At 63.7% G+C, this 16911-nt stretch carries 17 protein-coding genes and 1 tRNA gene; 4 read left to right on the top strand and 14 right to left on the bottom strand.

What is annotated here, in order from left to right:
- Positions 1-82: 82 nt before the first annotated feature.
- Complete coding sequence (locus tag X744_RS140325) at positions 83-1255, bottom strand: saccharopine dehydrogenase family protein (RefSeq protein ID WP_280948982.1); 1173 nt, start codon at positions 1253-1255, stop codon at positions 83-85.
- A gap of 92 nt (positions 1256-1347) precedes the next feature.
- Here X744_RS140325 and X744_RS140330 point away from each other — a divergent pair, with 92 nt between their 5' ends.
- Complete coding sequence (locus X744_RS140330; RefSeq protein ID WP_023763082.1) at positions 1348-1776, top strand: Lrp/AsnC family transcriptional regulator; 429 nt, start codon at positions 1348-1350, stop codon at positions 1774-1776.
- 175 nt (positions 1777-1951) lie between these two features.
- Here X744_RS140330 and X744_RS140335 read toward each other — a convergent pair whose 3' ends face one another.
- The 3 genes from X744_RS140335 to X744_RS140345 all read right to left on the bottom strand — a co-directional run bounded on the left by X744_RS140335 (position 1952) and on the right by X744_RS140345 (position 4924).
- Positions 1952-3322: an ATP-binding protein gene (locus X744_RS140335; protein ID WP_023763081.1), complete on the bottom strand. Its 1371-nt coding sequence runs from the start codon at positions 3320-3322 to the stop codon at positions 1952-1954.
- Complete coding sequence (locus tag X744_RS140340; protein WP_023763080.1) at positions 3319-3996, bottom strand: winged helix-turn-helix domain-containing protein; 678 nt, start codon at positions 3994-3996, stop codon at positions 3319-3321. Before X744_RS140340 ends, X744_RS140335 begins: the two co-directional genes overlap by 4 nt.
- A gap of 136 nt (positions 3997-4132) precedes the next feature.
- The gene (locus X744_RS140345; RefSeq protein ID WP_023763079.1) at positions 4133-4924 is read right to left on the bottom strand and encodes a membrane protein; all 792 of its coding nucleotides are present in this window, start codon (positions 4922-4924) and stop codon (positions 4133-4135) included.
- Positions 4925-5179: 255 nt separating this feature from the next.
- Between X744_RS140345 and X744_RS140350 the strand changes: the two genes are divergently transcribed.
- Positions 5180-5815, top strand: coding sequence for an isoprenylcysteine carboxylmethyltransferase family protein (locus X744_RS140350; RefSeq protein WP_023763078.1), 636 nt, complete (start codon positions 5180-5182; stop codon positions 5813-5815).
- On the opposite strand, the gene X744_RS140355 is transcribed toward X744_RS140350, so the two are convergent.
- The 3 genes from X744_RS140355 to X744_RS140365 all read right to left on the bottom strand — a co-directional run bounded on the left by X744_RS140355 (position 5816) and on the right by X744_RS140365 (position 7491).
- Positions 5816-6028 (bottom strand): hypothetical protein, encoded by a 213-nt coding sequence (locus tag X744_RS140355; protein ID WP_023763077.1) that lies wholly within the window; start codon positions 6026-6028, stop codon positions 5816-5818.
- Positions 6025-6780, bottom strand: coding sequence for a COG4280 domain-containing protein (locus X744_RS140360; RefSeq protein WP_023763076.1), 756 nt, complete (start codon positions 6778-6780; stop codon positions 6025-6027). Before X744_RS140360 ends, X744_RS140355 begins: the two co-directional genes overlap by 4 nt.
- A 225-nt stretch (positions 6781-7005) precedes the next feature.
- Positions 7006-7491 (bottom strand): hypothetical protein, encoded by a 486-nt coding sequence (locus X744_RS140365; RefSeq protein WP_023763075.1) that lies wholly within the window; start codon positions 7489-7491, stop codon positions 7006-7008.
- Between the two features lie 158 nt (positions 7492-7649).
- Here X744_RS140365 and X744_RS140370 point away from each other — a divergent pair, with 158 nt between their 5' ends.
- Complete coding sequence (locus X744_RS140370; RefSeq protein WP_050589621.1) at positions 7650-8066, top strand: RidA family protein; 417 nt, start codon at positions 7650-7652, stop codon at positions 8064-8066.
- A gap of 26 nt (positions 8067-8092) precedes the next feature.
- On the top strand, positions 8093-9328 hold the full coding sequence (locus tag X744_RS140375) for an amidohydrolase/deacetylase family metallohydrolase (RefSeq protein WP_023763073.1): 1236 nt from the start codon (positions 8093-8095) through the stop codon (positions 9326-9328).
- Positions 9329-9450: 122 nt separating this feature from the next.
- Here X744_RS140375 and X744_RS140380 read toward each other — a convergent pair whose 3' ends face one another.
- From X744_RS140380 to X744_RS140405, 7 genes are all read right to left on the bottom strand, one after another.
- The gene (locus X744_RS140380; protein WP_023763072.1) at positions 9451-11229 is read right to left on the bottom strand and encodes an NAD(P)/FAD-dependent oxidoreductase; all 1779 of its coding nucleotides are present in this window, start codon (positions 11227-11229) and stop codon (positions 9451-9453) included.
- A gap of 351 nt (positions 11230-11580) precedes the next feature.
- The gene (locus X744_RS140385; protein WP_023763071.1) at positions 11581-12825 is read right to left on the bottom strand and encodes a Xaa-Pro peptidase family protein; all 1245 of its coding nucleotides are present in this window, start codon (positions 12823-12825) and stop codon (positions 11581-11583) included.
- Between the two features lie 246 nt (positions 12826-13071).
- Entirely contained in the window at positions 13072-13635 is a 564-nt protein-coding gene (locus tag X744_RS140390) for a type 1 glutamine amidotransferase domain-containing protein (RefSeq protein WP_023763070.1), read from the bottom strand.
- 199 nt (positions 13636-13834) lie between these two features.
- Entirely contained in the window at positions 13835-14638 is an 804-nt protein-coding gene (locus tag X744_RS0139015) for a glycosyltransferase family 25 protein (RefSeq protein ID WP_245266880.1), read from the bottom strand.
- Between the two features lie 66 nt (positions 14639-14704).
- Positions 14705-15565, bottom strand: coding sequence for a DUF2182 domain-containing protein (locus tag X744_RS140395; RefSeq protein ID WP_023763069.1), 861 nt, complete (start codon positions 15563-15565; stop codon positions 14705-14707).
- Between the two features lie 9 nt (positions 15566-15574).
- Positions 15575-16213: a DUF1326 domain-containing protein gene (locus X744_RS140400; RefSeq protein WP_023763068.1), complete on the bottom strand. Its 639-nt coding sequence runs from the start codon at positions 16211-16213 to the stop codon at positions 15575-15577.
- Positions 16214-16684: 471 nt separating this feature from the next.
- Positions 16685-16759 (bottom strand) — tRNA-Gly (locus X744_RS140405).
- Positions 16760-16911: the final 152 nt, after the last annotated feature.

The raw sequence follows: 16911 nt of genomic DNA, 5'->3' as shown, positions 1-16911 counted from the left end.
AGAATCGATTTCCGCACACCACACAAGAGTCCCTTTGTACTCATGTGCGATTCCCCTGCCCTCAAGGGGGGAGATTAGGCGCTCAGCTTGCCAGACGGCTCGCCATCTCGTGTTGGGCATAGGCGCGGCCGAAGCGGTTGGCGAGGAAGGCGTCGAGCGCGATGTCTTCCTGCTTGACGAAGCCGGTCGCCGGCAGGCTGCCGTCAGCCAGCATGTCGAGCACGGCGCAGATGCCGGACGCGGTGGTGATCTGGATGGCGCTGCGCACCACCTGGCCAACCCGCTGGGAGTAGATCTTGTTGGCGTAGGTCTCTTGCAGCAGGCGGCCGTTCTTGCGACCGGAGACGGTGACGAAGACGATGACCACGTCCTGCAGCGTCGCCGGCAGGGCGCTTTCGAAAATGTCCTTCAGCACATCGCGGCGGTGGCGCAGGCCAAGGTCGTTGAGCAGCGCCTTCATGATCGCGGCATGGCCGGGGTAGCGGATGGTGCGGTAGTTCAGCGTGCGCACCTTGCCCTTCAGCGTCTCGGCCAGCGTGCCCAGCCCACCGGAGGTGTTGAAGGCCTCGTAGGTGACGCCGTCGAGAGAGAATTCCTCGCGCTCCTCCAGCGGCGGCACTTCGACCAGCTCGCCCTCGACGATCGCCTCGCAAGGCTCGCAATATTCGTTGATGACGCCGTCGGTGCTCCAGGTCAGATTGTAGTTCAGCGCGTTGGACGGGTATTGCGGCAGGGCGCCGACGCGCATGCGCACGCTTTCCAGCGTGTCGAAGCGGCTGGCGAGATCGTTGGCGACGATCGAGATGAAGCCCGGCGCCAGGCCGCATTGCGGGATGAAGGCGCTCTTGCCCGAGCGCGCCAGTTCCTTGACCCGGCGGGTCGAGACGACGTCCTCTGTAAGATCGAGATAGTGCACGCCGGCACTGGCCGCCGCCTCGGCGATGCGCGTGGTCAGATGGAAGGGGGCGGCGCTCAGCACCGCGAACTTGCCGGCGAGGGCCGCTTCCAGCGTGCCGGATGCCTCGATATCAAGCTCCAGCGTCGCAATCGTGGCCGGCAGTTCGGCGGCAGCGAGCTGCGCCGCCGAGCGGTCGACGAGCGTGACCTGATAATCCCCGGTGGCGGCGAGCATCTCGGCAATGGTCGAGCCTATCTTGCCGGCGCCGACAACAACTACTTTCTTCATAACCGATCCCTCACATCTCTTTTGTCTAATGTCCTTGTCCCAAAACCGCTGCGCACTTTTGGGCGACATGGATGAGGATCGCAGCTTGCCCGTCGAAAGGAAGCGTGGAATTGTTCGAAGCGAAACCATGATTGCGCGATCTGCCGACAGGAATCGTCGAAATGCTCAGTGACGCCGAACAGGCCCTGCTTTCGCTGTTGCGCGAGAACGCGCGCGCCTCGACCGTCGAGCTCGCGCGGCGGCTTGGCGTGTCACGCACGACCGTGCAGAGCCGGCTCGAACGGCTGGAGCAGCGCGGCATCATCACAGGCTATGGTGTGCGGCTGGCGCCGGACTATGAGCAGGGGCTGGTGCGAGCGCATGTGCTGCTCACCGTGACGCCCAAACTCGCCGACAAGGTGGTGCGCGGCCTGCGCGCGCTGGCACCGGTCAGGACGCTGCATTCGGTCAGCGGCAATTTCGACATGATCGTCATCGTCGACGCGCCGTCGATCCGCGATCTCGATCTGCTGCTCGACCAGATCGGCGCCATGGACGGGGTCGAGCGAACCTTGTCTTCGATCATCCTGTCGACGCGGATTGATCGGTGAAGCTGCTGATCTCCCCCCTTGCGGGGGAGATGGCCGGCAGGCCAGAGGGGGTCGGTTCGACCGGATGCGACCTCCTCTCGACAGATGGGGGTTAGCGCTTCACGTGAGGCGACCCCCTCAGTCGCCTACGGCGACATCTCCCCCCTTGAGGTCCCTCAAGGGGGGAGATCGGCCTCTAATCCGTCGCCACGGGAAAACTCACCGCCACCTCAAGCCCGGGCCGGCAATCGCCCAGCGTGATGGATGCGCCATGCAGATCGGCGATGGCCCTGACAAGGCTCAAACCCAGTCCGCTGCCCGGCGTCGAGCGGCTGTGGTCCATCCGGTAGAGCCGCTGGAAGACCTTGTCGCGCTCGTCGGCGGGAATGCCGGGACCGCTGTCGGCGACGCTGGCGACAACGCGGTCGCCCCGGCGCGTCACCGACAGTTTGATGGACGTGCCTGATGGACAATGGCGCAGCGCATTCTCGACCAGATTGGCGAACATCTGCGTCAACAGCTCGCGATCGCCGTGGATCCGGTCCGTCGTTTCCTGCCGTTGCGCCAACGACAGCGATTTTCCGTCGTCCTCGGCCACGTCGGCATAGATCTCGGCGATGGTTTGCAGCACCTCGCCCAGATCGACATCGCTGAACCGCGCCCGGCGCGCGCCGGCCTCGATCTGGGCGATGCGCAGCAGCGCGTCGAAGGTCTCGTTGATCTGCAGGCTCTCGGCATGCGCCTCGGCCAGCTCACCGGCGATTTTTTGACCTGACAGGTTCTTTTCGGACGCGCTGTCGAGGATCATCTGCAGCCGGTTGAGCGGCATCTTCAGATCGTGCGCGATGTTGGCGCTGACCTGTTTCATGCCTTCTACCAGCGCCGACAGTCGATCGAGCGCGGCGTTGACCTGGGTTGAGACGATGTCGATATCGTCGCCCTTGCCGGTCAGCGGAATGCGGGTGTCCAGCCGTCCGTGCGAGACGTCCACCATCGTGGCGGCGATGCCGTCGAGACGGCGCTGGACACGTGAGGCAAGCAGGGCGCCGCCGGCGACCGCCAGCCCGGTGATGATGAGCGTCCCCCAGCCGAAGCTCATCAGCACGATCGTCTCCAACTCCTCCGTCTCGGAAACGCTGAAGGCGACGGTCAAGATGTTGCCGCCGACCGGGCCGGAATAGGCGCGGTACTCGGCGCCGGGCGGCACGCCGGGCATCTCGGCATCGAACATCGAGAAGCCGTCGGGAAGCCCCGCTGCGGTGAAATTGCCGGCCAGGCGGTTGCCGGCCGCGTCGGTCAGCGAAAATAGCTGCTCCTTCTTGAGGCTGCGCATGGAGTGGCTGCCGACGGTCTCCACCAGCGCCTTGAGATCATTGTCGCCATAGGTCGCGGCGACGACCGCGTAAGTCTCCTTGATGGTGTCGTCGAGCCGCTCGGCAAGATCGGCGCTCATCATCTGGTAGACGATGGCGCCCGATAGCACGAAGGCCAGCACGAACAGGAAGGCGAAGGTCAAGGCAAGCCGGAACGGCGTGCTGCGCAGCAGGCGGGACCATGTTCCGGTCATGACGGCGCGTGCAGGCTGTAGCCGGTGTTGCGGACCGTATGGATGAGCTGGGTTCCGAACGGTTTGTCGACCTTGGCCCGTAGCCGGCTGATATGGGTTTCAACGACGCTGGTCCTGGGATCGAAATGAAAATCCCAGACACGCTCCAGAAGCATGGTGCGGGTGATGACGCGGCCCTCGCCGCGCATCAACACTTCCAGCAGGCTGAACTCCCTCGGCTGCAGGTCGATCGGCTGGCCCCGCCTGATAACGCGGCGCATGATCAGGTCCATCTCCAGATCGGCAACCCGCAGAACGGTCTTCTGCTCCTGCGCCGCCGGCCGGCGGCCAAGCGCATTGATGCGGGCGAGAAGCTCGGAAAAGGCGAAGGGCTTGACCAAATAATCGTCACCGCCCGCCTCGAGCCCTTCGACGCGGTCGTCGACGCCGCCGACGGAGGTGAGAAAGATCGCCGGCGTCCCCACGCCGGCTGCGCGAACCGACTTGATCATCGACAGGCCGTCGAGACCGGGGATCATGCGATCGGCGATAATCACGTCATAGTTGCCGCTGGTCGCCGCGAAAAGCCCTTCATGGCCGTTGCGAAGCAGGTCGCAGACATGGCCGGCCTCGGTCAGCCCCCTGACGATGTAGTCAGCCGTCCTGTGGTCGTCCTCGACGAGAAGCAGTCGCATGAAAGGTCCGGTCCGTTGCCGAGATTGGCAAGCTACCACCGGCATGGGGCCGTTCCTAGGATGTCACGAGCGCGCAGGGGTTCGGAGCGCTGCCAAGGCATACGGTCGGTCAACGCAAGCACATCCGCGCCCTGAGTCAGTCCGATTCCAGCAGGATTTTGTCGGCTTCGTCGCCCATCAGGGTCATGTGGAGGACGACGGCAATGATGCCGCCGAGGAAGAGCAGGCTGGTGAAGGTGGTGCCGAAGCCCAGGCCGCCATGCCCGGTCGACCGCGACAGCAGGTCGCCGAAGGAGGCGCCAAGCGGCCGCGTCAGGATGTAGGCGAGCCAGAAGGCCAGGATGCTGTCCAGATCGAGCAGCCAGTAGGCGAGCGTGATGAGCGCGATGACGCCGCCGAACAGCAGCCCCGTGGTGAGGTAGCCCATGTCGAAGCTTTCGGCGACGAGATCGCCGGCGGCGGTGCCGAGCGAGAAGGTCAAGAGGATCGCCAGCCAGTAGAAGATCTCGCGCCTGGTGGTGAAGATGGTGTGGATCGACAGCGTCCTTTCGCTGGCGTACCAGACCGCGAATGTCGCGGCGAGCGCCACCGAGAAGGCAATTGTCGTCGTCTCAAGGCGTACGCCGAAAGTGTCGACGAGGTTGTCCGTCACCAGCGTGCCGACGACGCTGACCAGTACCACCGCCAGCCAGTATGCCCATGGGACGTAGCGTTTCTGCGCGAACTGGGCGACAAGCGCGGCTACCAGGACGCCGCTCATGACCAGCAATGTGACGGTCAACCCAAGCCCGAGGTTGACGGCGAGATAGTCGGCTGCGGTCTCGCCTGTGGTGACCGCCATCAGTTTGACAAGCCAGAAGTCGAGCGTGACGTCGGGAACCCTGTTCTGGGTCGGCGCGGCGGGTTGTTGTCTGTTGGGCGAGAGCATGGCGGATATCCCGAAATCTTCGATCGCGGCTCAGCAGAGCCGAGCCGGCATGCCGCACCGTAGGCAGCAGAGTTCACCTCAGCCTGTCCTGCGGCATACAAATTCGTAAGAATGGGCATGGGCTGCGCAAAAGACCTTTACGAATGCCTCGCGATGCGCTGATGAAATGCGAGGGCCTTGCATCCGCCATCAGTGTGGTGATCAGTGCTCCGAAACTTGGCCAATGCCCGCTTTGGGAGCCCAAGGAAAACAAGAATGACCTACGCTTCCCTCAAGCCGGTTTCACGGGCCTTCGACCAGCGCAAGCGGTTGATCTTCGTGCGGGTCGCGGCGGTGCTGGCGGTGCTGCTCCTGTTTCTCACCAAACCTGGGTTGACGGAGGGCTCGGACGGGCACGAAGCGCTCGAGCTTCTCGGCTTGTGCCTGGTGCTCGTCTGCGTCGTCGGACGGCTCTGGAGCATCCTCTATGTCGGCGGCAAAAAGAACCAGGAACTGGTCTCGACGGGACCGTTCTCGACAATGCAGAACCCGCTCTACTTCTTCTCGACGATCGGCGCGATCGGCATCGGATTGGTGTACGGCTCGATGTTTGCGGCGCTGGCGTTGGGCCTTGCGAGTTTTTTCATCTTTCGCGCCACGGCGCGCAAGGAAGCCGAATTTCTGCTGGGCAAATTCGGCCCGGTCTATCTTGCCTATATCAAGATCACGCCCCGGTTCTGGCCAAATCCCTTTCTGTACCACGACCATGACGAGCTGCAGTTCTCGACGCGGGCGCTCAAGCGGACATTTTTGGACGGCCTCTATTTCCTCGCCATCTTCCCGGCCGTCGAACTGGTCGAGCATTTCAGGGCGACCGGCCTGTTGTTCCCAGCCTTCGTCACGCTCTACTGATCAGCGCCGCCGCACCGCTGCCCGCCGCGCGCTGTGCGCCAGAATAGCCAGGCAGCCGATCGGCAGCAGGATGCCGCCGAGCCGTGGCGGCAGCGCCAGCAGCTTCACCGCTGCCGTGACCGCCGCTATCAGGATCAGCGCCAGCAGCGCCAGGCTGCCGTCGTCCATGAACATGCCGATAAGCTCCTTGAGAGCGATGCGTACGACGCTCATCGAAGGTGTTCTCCGGTTGGAGCGCGATGGGTGTCGCGCAACCAGTGGACGATGGCAAAGGATGCGAGCGCCATGACCGCGAAGATCGCCAGCAATGTGAGATCGGCACCGGGCCAGTCGGCGCCAATACCTTCACCGGTCCAGAAAATGCCAAAGCTGGTCAGCATCACGCCGACGACGAACTTCAGCGCGTTTTCAGGAACGCGTGCCAATGGACGATGGACGGCGAGGCCGATGATCATCACCAGGACGAACGCTGCCAGCGCCCCAAGGCCGGCGTTGAGTGTTTGTCCATGTGCGCCGCCAACCGCGATGACGATGAACACCACCTCGACACCTTCCAGCAGCACCGCCTTGAATGCCGCCAGCCCGGCCAGGTAGTCCGCGCGGCGGTCGCCGGCCTGTTGGCGAAGTGCTGCGGTTTCCTTCGAGAACGCCGCCTCCTCGTCATGCAGCGGGACGATCCCGACGCTGCGCAGAATGGCCTTGCGCAGCCACCGCATGCCGAACAGGATGAGCAGGACGCCGACCGTGAATTGCAGCGCGGTGATGGGAACAAGCGCCAGCAACGGCCCGAAAGCCAGCACGAGCGCCGCCAGGAGTGCCAGCGCCAATGCAGCGCCGGTCAATGCCGGCCGCCAGCCTCGGGTCAAGCCGACCGCGAGCACGATTGTGAAGGCTTCGACCACCTCAACGAACGAGCCGAGAAAGGCCGCGCTTACGGTGGAAACCAACGGTGCGAAATCAGTCATGGCTGCTGTCCCCGCAGGAATGCAGGCTTTTCTACCATAGACATTGCCGCGGCGCCCAACAGCATTCTTACAAATCCGTATGCAGCAGGGCGGCCGAGGCCTGACCCGCGGCAGGCATAGTTAACCGGCTAATGGTGGCGACCTCGCCGTCGCGGTCGCGGCTCGCCAGCTATTTGTTTTTGCTCAGTTCCCCATGGAAACCGCTAAAAACTTTCCCGGAATTGCCTAGCCGCCGAGCGGATGCGGCATGTAGCCGACAAAACCCGCGATCTTCCAGCTGCCGCCGACCTTGGTGCAGAAATACAGCGTCTGCCACTTCAGCCTGTCGACGCTGCCGTCGGCCTTGGCGATCGAGCCGTCGAATTTCTTGTGCAGCACGGCGCGGTCGCCGTCGACATCGATGTCGCGCATGTTGGTGACGCGAAACAGCGCCTCGCGCAGCGGCTCGGCGAATTTTGTCGCCGCGGTCTCCTTGGCCTGGCGCAGCCACTCGTCGCGATAGACTTCCAGCCGCGGAAACTGCAGCCGCCAGGCGTCGGCATTGCTGAGGAAATGCGCGTGCATGCCGAAGAAGCTTTCGGTCACGAAATCGTTCTCGACCATCGCCCAGTCCTGGCCGATGAAGGCGTCGATGTCGCGCCGCACCAGCATTTCCCACAGCGCGTGGCGATCGGCATCGCCTGCCGGAAACGGGTTCTTGTCGTAGGTCATTGCTGTTGTCTCCGGTCTGCCAAACGCGTCTTCCGCTGCGGCCTACAAGGCTGCCCGTTTGGGCGCACGATGCAAGCGCTTCTGTAATAAAGCAACATGAATCCCCTGGAATGTTGCTTTCCAACAAAGTTCTATGAGGATCGCCCCGATCGGGGTAAATGTCGACGCAAGCGGGTGCATCCCGTCCCTGTACCAGAGGAGGTTATCCCTTGCCCAAGCAGACTTTCGGAACATCCCATGTGCCGTTGTCGCCAGCCGTGCGGGCCGGCGATCTCGTCTACATCTCCGGCCAGGTGCCCATCGGCAGCGATGGCATCGTGGTCAAGGGCGGCATTTCGGAACAAACCGAACAGGTGCTCGCCAATGTGAAGGCGGCACTGGCGCTCGCCGGCTGCACCCTGGACGATGTGGTCAAGACCACGGTCTGGCTGGAAGATGCGCGCGATTTCGGCGCCTTCAACGCGGTCTATGCCAGGCACTTTCCGAAGAACCCGCCGGCCCGCACCACGGTCGAATCGCGGCTGATGATCGATATCAAGATCGAACTCGAGGCGGTCGCCTACCGGCCTCTGTAAGCGAACGGCGAACCGGGGTGGCCCCAATGCAATTCGACCTCCTGCTTAAGGGTGGGCGGCTGATCAATCCGGCGGCCGGCATCGACGCGCCGCGCGATGTCGCCATTGCCAATGGCCGGGTCGCCGCGATCGACGCCGATATCCCGGTGACCAGCGCCGCGCAGGTCGTCGATGCCACCGGCTGCATCGTCACATCAGGCCTCGTCGACCTGCACAGCCACGTTTATTGGGGTGGCACTTCGCTCGGCGTCGATGCCGATCGGCTGGCCGCCAAGAGCGGCACCACCACCTTCATCGATGCGGGCAGCGCGGGAGCCGGCAATTTCCTTGGCTTCCGCCGCCACGTCATGGAGCGCTCGAAGGTCCGCATCCTGGCCTATGTCAACATTTCCTTTGCCGGCATTTTTGGCTTCTCGCAGACGGTGTCGGTCGGCGAGTGCAGCGATCTCAGGCTGTGCGATCCGCGCGAGGTGGTCGCGGCAGTGCGCGAACATCGCGACGTCGTGGTCGGCGTAAAGGTCCGCTCCGGCAAGCATGCCGGCGGCACCAGCGGCATCGTGCCGGTCGACCTCGCGCTGGAGGCCGCCGACCAGGCCGACCTGCCGCTGATGGCGCATATCGACGAGCCGCCTCCAGGCCGCTCGGAAGTGCTGCCGCGCCTGCGCAAGGGTGATATCCTCACTCATTGCTTCCGGCCTTTCCCCAATGCGCCGGTGTTCGTCTCCGGCGCTGTGCGACCGGACATGCGGCTGGCGCGCGAGCGCGGCGTCATCTTCGATCTTGGCCATGGCATGGGCTCGTTCGATTTCGCGGTCGCGCGGGCGATGATCGAGGAAGGGTTGGCGCCCGACGTGATCAGCAGCGACGTGCATCTCTACTGCGTCGACGGGCCGGCCTTCGACATCCTGGTCTGCATGTCGAAGCTGCTGGCGCTCGGCATGCCGCTGGTCGAGGTTTTGCGCGCCGCGACGCAAACGCCAGCGCGGGCGATCGCGCGGCCCGATCTCGGCACTCTGGCGGTCGGCACCGTCGGCGATGTCGCCGTGCTGCGGCAGCGCCCGGGCCGCTTCACCTTCGTCGACGCGGTCGGCGCCTCGCTGGTCGCCGACCAGCGGCTGGTCTGCGAAGGCATCGCCATCGGCGGCACGTGGTGGCCAAACGAGGCGGTGAACGACGTCAGCGAGACCGAGCGTTTCGAGCCGCATGGGTCGCATACGCATATCGAGGTGGCGGCCCAGCATTTCCGGCACCGGCATGATTAGCTGATCTCCCCCCTTGAGGGGGAGATGGCCGGCAGGCCAGAGGGGGTCGGTTCGACTGGATGCGNCGACCCCCTCTGTCGCCTTCGGCGACATCTCCCCCTCGAGGGGGGAGATCAGCAGCGTCAGCTCACCGCTCCATAAACCGGCGTCTCAATCCCCTCCATCCGTGCTTTGATCTGCAGCGCTACATACTTCGAATAGAAGCGCGACAGCGCGAGGTTGCCGCCGTGGAACCACAGCGCTTCCTGCGCGGTCGGTTTCCACATGTTGCGCAGCTCGCCCTGCCATGGTCCGGGATCGCCCTTGACGCCCGAGCCAAGACCCCAGCAGGGGCCGACCTTGTCGGCGACCTCGCGCGAGACGATTTGCGCCACCGTCTCGTTCATCGACTGATAGCCGGTGCAGGCGATGATCGCGTCGGCGGCGAGTTCGGTGCCGTCCTCGAACAGGATGCCGTCCTGCGTCAGCGATCTGATGGCGACGCCGCTGCGGATGCCGATCTTGCCGTCGATGATCAGGTCGGACGCGCCGACATCGATGTAGTAGCCGGAGCCGGTGCGGTAGGCCTTCATCAGAAGGCCGGTCTCGTCGTCGCCGAAATCGATGGCGAAGCCGGCGGCTCGCAGGCGGGCGTAGAAGGCCGCGTCGCGCGCCTTGATCACCTCGTAGAGAGCCCGCTGGCCCTTGGGTACGAGCGCGAACGGCATCGAGGCGACGATCATGTCGGCTTTCTCGGTGGTGATGCCGCGCGCCAATGCCTTCTCCGAGAAGATCTCGAAACCGACCTCCATCAGCGTGTCCGACTTGACCACGGTGGTCGGCGAGCGCTGGATCATGGTGACGTCGGCGCCGCTTTCCCAGAGATCGACACAGACATCATGACCGGAGCTTGCCGCACCGATGACCGCGACGCGTCTGCCGTGGAACTTCTCGCCGCTGTCATATTGGCTGGAATGCAGCAGCTCGCCTTTGAATCGATCGGCGCCCGGCAGGTCGATCCGGCGCGGTGGACCATAGGCGCCGGTGGCGAAGACGATGTGCTTCGGCTTCAGCGTGATGTGCCGGCCGGCGCGATCGACCATCACGGTCCAGACTTTCTCCGCCTCGTCATAGCTGGCGCTGAGGCAGTTCGTGGCGGGCCAATAGTTGAGCTCCATCACGCGCGTGTACATTTCCAACCAGTCGCCCATCTTGTCCTTGGGCGTGAAAACCGGCCAGTTTTCCGGGAAGGGAATGTAGGGCAGATGGTCGTACCAGACCGGGTCATGCAGCACGAGCGTACGGTAGCGGTTGCGCCAGGAATCGCCGGGCCTTGAATTTTTCTCGATGACGATGGTGGGCACGCCGAGCTGGCGCAGCCGCGCGCCCAGCATGATGCCGCCCTGGCCGCCGCCGATGACCAGGCAATAGGGTTGCTCTTCGGCGCCAAGCTTGCGTGTCTCGCGCGCCCGCGCCTCCGACCAGGTCTCACGCTCGGGATCGGCCTTGTGGCGGACGCCGAGCGGACGCTTTGCCCCCTTGCGCTCCTCGAACCCTTTGAGCTCGGTCATCGCGGTAAACAATGTCCGGCAGCGGCCATCGCGCAGCCGCATGATGCCCTCTCCTGACGCCACAGCTGTCTCGAAGCTGAGCCAGGCCTCGATGGTACCCTCGTCCGAAGTCGCCTCGCCGGTCAGCTGCCATGCCGTCGGCCTGGTCGTCGCCAGCGTTGCCTCGAGCATGCCGGCGATCGCGTCGCGGCCTTCCATGGTCGTGATGTTCCAGGTGAAGGTCAGGAGATCGCGCCAGTAGCAGTCGTCGACGAACAGGTTGCTCGCTGCCGCCCCATCGCCCGCTTCGAGCGCGTGCGCAAAAGAAGCGAGCCATGCCGCTGCCTGTTTCGATGGTGCCATGTCCAGCATTACTTCCCACTTTCGTTTTGGCGTTGGCCTCGCCCGTTCTTTCCTTCTCCACTTGTGGGAGAAGGCAGAAGCGCAGCCTCAATCCCCGAGCGGCTCCATCTCCTTGCCGGAATCCTTGATCAGCCAAGTGATGTCGAGGATGCGCATGGCAGGATCGCGCCCTCCATATCGTGGCCCGGATCAGGTCCTTCCTGGCTGCCAGCTTCGGTCATGATCCTTTCCCGGGTTGCGAGGCAGACTTCTTAGCATGTTTGCAGGCCATGGCTCCACGTGGGCCATTCTGGATGATGACCACTGGCGCAGTATGACACCCGGAAGTAAGCCGACCACAGAGCGCCCCAAGGGCCTTCGCTATCCAATCACCTCCAGCCGCCTCGGCAGGCGGTTCATGGCGACAGGTCCATCCGGCGTGATCAGGAACTGGTCCTCGAGATTGAAGCTGGCGAGGCCATCGATGTAGAGCGGGATCTCGAAAGCCAGTACCATGCCGGCTTCGATCGCGACATCGCTGTCGGCCGCAATGAACGGCCATTGTTCGGAAAAGACCGATTGTCCGACGCCATGGCCGAAATGACCGCGGCGATAGGAGCGCAGCCCTTGCCGTGACAGGCTCTCGGTGGCGACGCGATGCACGTGGGCGAGCGTGGTCCCCGGAACAAGGGATGCCAGCCCGTCCTCGAAGGCCTGTTCGGCGATCGCATGCAGCTCGGCCCGCTCAGCGGATGGCGGCCCGAAGGTGAAGTTTCGCGACATGTCGGAGGCGTAGCCGCCGACGGTGCAGACCATGTCGCACTTCAGCGGGTCGCCGGGCACGGCTTTCGCATCGGCAGCCTTGGCCTTCGCGCCCAGCGTCACATATTCGGCCGTCGCCACGAGATGGGACAGGCCCGCCGCGGCGCCGGCGACGCCTTCCCGGTAGAGGGCAATGAGATCGGCCTGGCGCATACCGGCCATCGCATCCACCTGCAGCCGCTCCAACCCGGCCTCCGACAGGGTGATGCCTTGCTGCAAAAGGTCGATCTCGCGTTGCGACTTGATGGCCCGCAGCCTGTCGAGCGCGGCCGAGCCATCAACCATGATGCAGGCCGGCAGCAACGACTGCATGGCCAAGAAATCTGCGGCGGCGATGAAATCGAGATCGACGCCGATCGTTGCGCGGTCGAGACCGAAGCCGGTAAGGATTTCCTTCAACGCGCGGACGGAATTGGTCAGGTCGAAAGTCGCCGGCCGCGAGAAATCAGGCGCCCGGCCGGACGATGTCAGGCCAGCCTCGATGCGTTGCACCAGCGCCAGGCCGGACGTCGAGGCGTCAAGCGCAGCGGTTTCGATCCAGACCGGGTGGCTGCGAATGACAGCATCGGGCAATGCCGCCTGCAGCTGCGCCGCATTGAAGTCCGCGACCACCACGCCGATCGGCAGGTCCTGGCCAGCGGGGATGACGACGAAGCCGGCACCGGCACGCCGGAACAGTCCCGCCGGACCGATCGAGGCGCCGGTCGCATAGTGGAAGGCCTCGGGCGCGCACAGCACCAGCGCCTCGATGCCGGCGCGATCCATCAGTTGAGCCGCGCGCTGGCGGTCGACAAAGCCTGTCATGGGTTTCTCCGAATGTCCGAAGCGGCAACGGAGCATTCCGGACAGCGACGATCAAGTGGCAGATGGGGCAGGCGTTGTGCCGCGGGACACAACCCGGCGGTTTCGACCACTGCCCTTTCCGGGCGCGGGTCTGAAGCGATCGCCCCTGCGATGACGCAGGGAGCAACGGACGGAAACCGCTATCTGATCGATTCCAGCTTGGCGACGGCTGCGTTGGGCTTCGGCTGGGCCGGCCTGGTGGGCGGGCTAAGCCGCGGCGCGCCTGTCGTGCCGCCCTTCCCTGATTTCCTCGGCGAGCTTGTCGCAGAACGCGTCGAGATCGCCCGGGTTGCGGCTGGTGACAAGTCCCTGGTCGGTGACCACCGCGCTGTCTTCCCAGACACCACCGGCATTGATCACGTCGGTCTTGATCGATTTGTAGGACGTGACCCGGCGGCCCTTCACAATGCCGGTCTCGACGAGCAGCCAGGGCGCATGGCAGATCGCGCCGACGACCTTGTTGGCCGACCAGAACGATTTGATGAAATTGAGGACTTTCGGCTCGATCCGCAGCAGATCGGGGTTGATAACGCCGCCGGGCAGCACGATCGCGTCGTAGTCATCCGCGCGCGTCTCGTCCAAAATCTTGTCGACGGGCACCTCGCGGCCCCAATCTTTGTGGTCCCAGCCCTTGATCTTGCCGCTTGCGAGCGACACGACATCGACCTCGGCGCCCGCTTCGCGCAATTTCTTGAGCGGCACCTCAAGTTCGGCTTGTTCAAAGCCATTTGTCGCAAGGATAGCGACGCGCTTGCCGGAAATGTCCTGCATGGTTTTCTCCATCATTGGGTTGATGGAAGAGCTAACGAGGTCCAGCGGGAAGCGTTCCTTGCTGTAACTTTATGTGACTTCTGGAGGATGATTGAAGGGATTTCGGTCAGGTACCCCCACCGGCCCGGTCAATGTTGTCGACCCAAAAGCCGGTTGAAACCAGGTTCGGCCGCGCAGCCCCGCCGGGTCGCGGCGAGCGCTACATATGGCCAACGAGCTGTCGGCGATATTTCTTATACTGCCACTCGATGCGCTTGTACCAAAGCGGCCGTTGACTGTCGGGATTTATGGACGTCAAGAAGGCCCCATTGTGCGTGCCCTGCTCAACAAAGGGTCTCTCGAACCAAAGCACCTCCACCCCGAGCGCCGCGTCCGCACCGTCGATCTCGTGGCCGATCGGCGCGGACATCTTGCGTGCATCAAACCAGGCGCACCTCTCGGCTGCCACGGAGCGGGTGATGATATAGGAATCGGTGGATCTGCCGTGAGGGGCTGGATAGAGATGTTGTCCGCGCTTCAACTTGAACTCCGAAATGTAGTACGTACCGGCATTGCCGATATAGATGACGGCCTTGCGGTTTGGATCGCCGAGCTCCGCCAGAGCTGCGTTAAACTTTGTATTGAAATTGGCCGCCAGGAAAACGTCGTCCTCAAAGACCAGACAATAGGGCTTGTCGGTCTGCAGAAACTCACGCCAGATCCCGATGTGTTTCAAGGAGCAGGACAGTTCCGCCAGTTTGAGAGCGCCTGGCACGGTAAGCCTTTCGACCTCTTCGTCAGTAATATCTGAAACATCCCAGTGAAGATACCAGGTGGCCGGGATACCATGACGGGCGACCTGCCTTGCAATGTGCTGTTCGCGGTCCTCATAGCCCTGCTTGACGTGGCAAACACGCACATAGACCTGGTCGGCGGGAAACGTAGGCATTTGCCGTGTATAGCCATCGGCTTTTTGCGAGTCTACGCCTTGAACGGTCACGGGACACAGCTTCTTATTCGCCATGCCGAAGCTCTTTGATTTAGAGGCGGATTCAAATTTCAGATCGAATCGACCTGAAACCATCCGGTTCTAGCCGCTTGTCCAAGGCATCTCGATCACCCCGTACGATACGGCGATCCCGAGGGCAATTAGCGCAATGCCCAAAGCAGCTTCGAAGCGTCGGCCACGCTGCATCAGCTTCTCGACGAAGACGATCAGTGTCAAAAGCAGCATCCAGGCGAGGCTCATGACGCCGGCTGCGACCAGTATGGCGAACAGCGCCCAGCAGCAACCGAAGCAATACAGCCCGTGGCGCAGCCCCATCTCAAGCGCGCCAACCCGCCCGTCGCGCCAGTGCTGGGCAACGAAAGCGAGCGGCGAGCGGCAATGGCTGAGGCAAATGTGCTTGAGGGTCGTGAACTGGTAGAGGCCGGCGACGCCAAGCGTGGCACCCAGCGCGAGCGGCGCCCATTTCGACCGCTGGGGCGGATCGAGGCTTGTCGCGAACTCGCTGCCGAACTGGACCAGGACATACACGAGAAGGCCCGCTGCCGCCCAGACGAGAAGGTAGCCCGCGACGAAAATCCAGGTCGGAATGGCCACCTGCCATCCGCGCCTGGCTTGCGCCGCCGCGAACATAAAGATCATGGGCGCCGCGGCCGGCAGCATCATAGCCGCCATCATCACGGTCCATACTGCGAGAAAGGCGGCGACGCCGGCGAGTGACCAGCCGTCGGCCGCAATTCCGGCCATCGCCATGCCGGCCATGCCTTCCATACCCTCTATCCCGCCGCGCACCGCAATGCCCATGGGCATGTCCATGCTGAAGGTCTGGTAGAGGGTGAGCGCCCATGCCGCCGCCGTCAGTACGACGAGCGACGCGAGAAGGCCGAGCGGAATGCCACGCAAATTCCCGAGCCGCCACGTTTTCCTGGGGAACGCGCCGGGCATCGGCACGCCCTAGTTCGGGCCGGACCAGTCGAACGGAATGTGCTTGCTCGAGCGGGCCGTGCCCGTCCAGTCCAGCCCGAAGCCTTTGGTGCTTACCTCGACAGAACGCCCCCAGGTGGCAACCTGGCCTGGGCCGACCTCCGAGCCCGGCGGGTTGATTGTCTGCACCCGCTTGCCGGGCGGTGTCGTAGGACCGGAAAGCGCTTCCGCGCGACCGACGACGAGGCCAGGAATTTCGACTCGCCAGCTGGCGAGGTCGCCTGCCACCTCGAAAGTGATTGGCACAAACTCCATGCCACGCATCTCGCCGACATTGGCGGCAAAGCCCGCCGGCCAGCCGCCGGCGTGGCCGCCGAAGATTACCTGCAGGGCTTCGCGCTGCGACTCATTCGCCTTCTCGTCGAGGTACATGCCCATCACGGCTTTTGCCTCGCCGGCCCATAGATTGCCTTCGAACTCGCCGAGCGCCACCAGCGTCAGGCCGTCGAGCTTCACGTCGCCATACTGACCCTCGCGCACATGCCAGGCGAGCACGCCCTGGCAGTGATTGCCGGTTGGTCGCTGGGCGAACTCGCACGGGCAAGGGATGTCGCAGCTGCAGATGTCGAACCAATCGCCCGCGAGGCGCCATTGAGGCACTGCGTCCATGGCTCTTTCCTCCCGAAATTGAGCGGCAATCATACGTCGAACGTTGGGCGCACGCCAGCAGTTCGTGCGTCGCTCCGTGATTTGCCGCTCAATCCGGAAGCCCGGCTCTTGCGATTGTCTGGCGGTCCTTGCGTCCACGATCGAGACACGCCAGGCGTAAAGACGCCGTTCCAGATCGACACCGGCGCGGCGGAATTCAGCCACTCAGCAGAAGCGGAGCGCGGGCATCCCAGCCGGCGCGGCCCTCGATTCGATGCCTGGAAGTGGGGAAATCCACGGTTCATCCAGCGGCGCGAAATGTATAGAGGCTCTAAGGAGTCCTCATGCTTGCCTTCGGATAGGCTGGTCGCCGGCGATCGGGATCGCAATTGCAAGCCGAATGGGACACGCCCACGCCTGCTCCCCCGGACCCAGACAGCAAAAAGGCCCGGTTACCCGGGCCCTTGATGCTTTTCAAATCTAAAGAAGATTTGGAGCGGGTGAAGCGATTCGAACGCTCGACCCCAACCTTGGCAAGGTTGTGCTCTACCCCTGAGCTACACCCGCTCACACGGCGTCTTGGCCGCAAGCCGGGCCTATATGGCTGAAGAGCGCGGCGATTGCAACAGGGAAATCGCAGGCTTTTTTGTGACACGGCGGGCGACGTCGGCAAAGCCGCCGGCACTGCGCGGCGGGCGTGCGCGTGGCGGGCGGCGGGG

Origin of the sequence: Mesorhizobium sp. LNHC252B00, from assembly GCF_000502955.1 — a bacterium.
Lineage (GTDB): Bacteria > Pseudomonadota > Alphaproteobacteria > Rhizobiales > Rhizobiaceae > Mesorhizobium.
The sequence above is the reverse complement of the archived record's forward strand: the minus strand, read 5'-3'. Positions and strand labels throughout refer to the sequence as shown.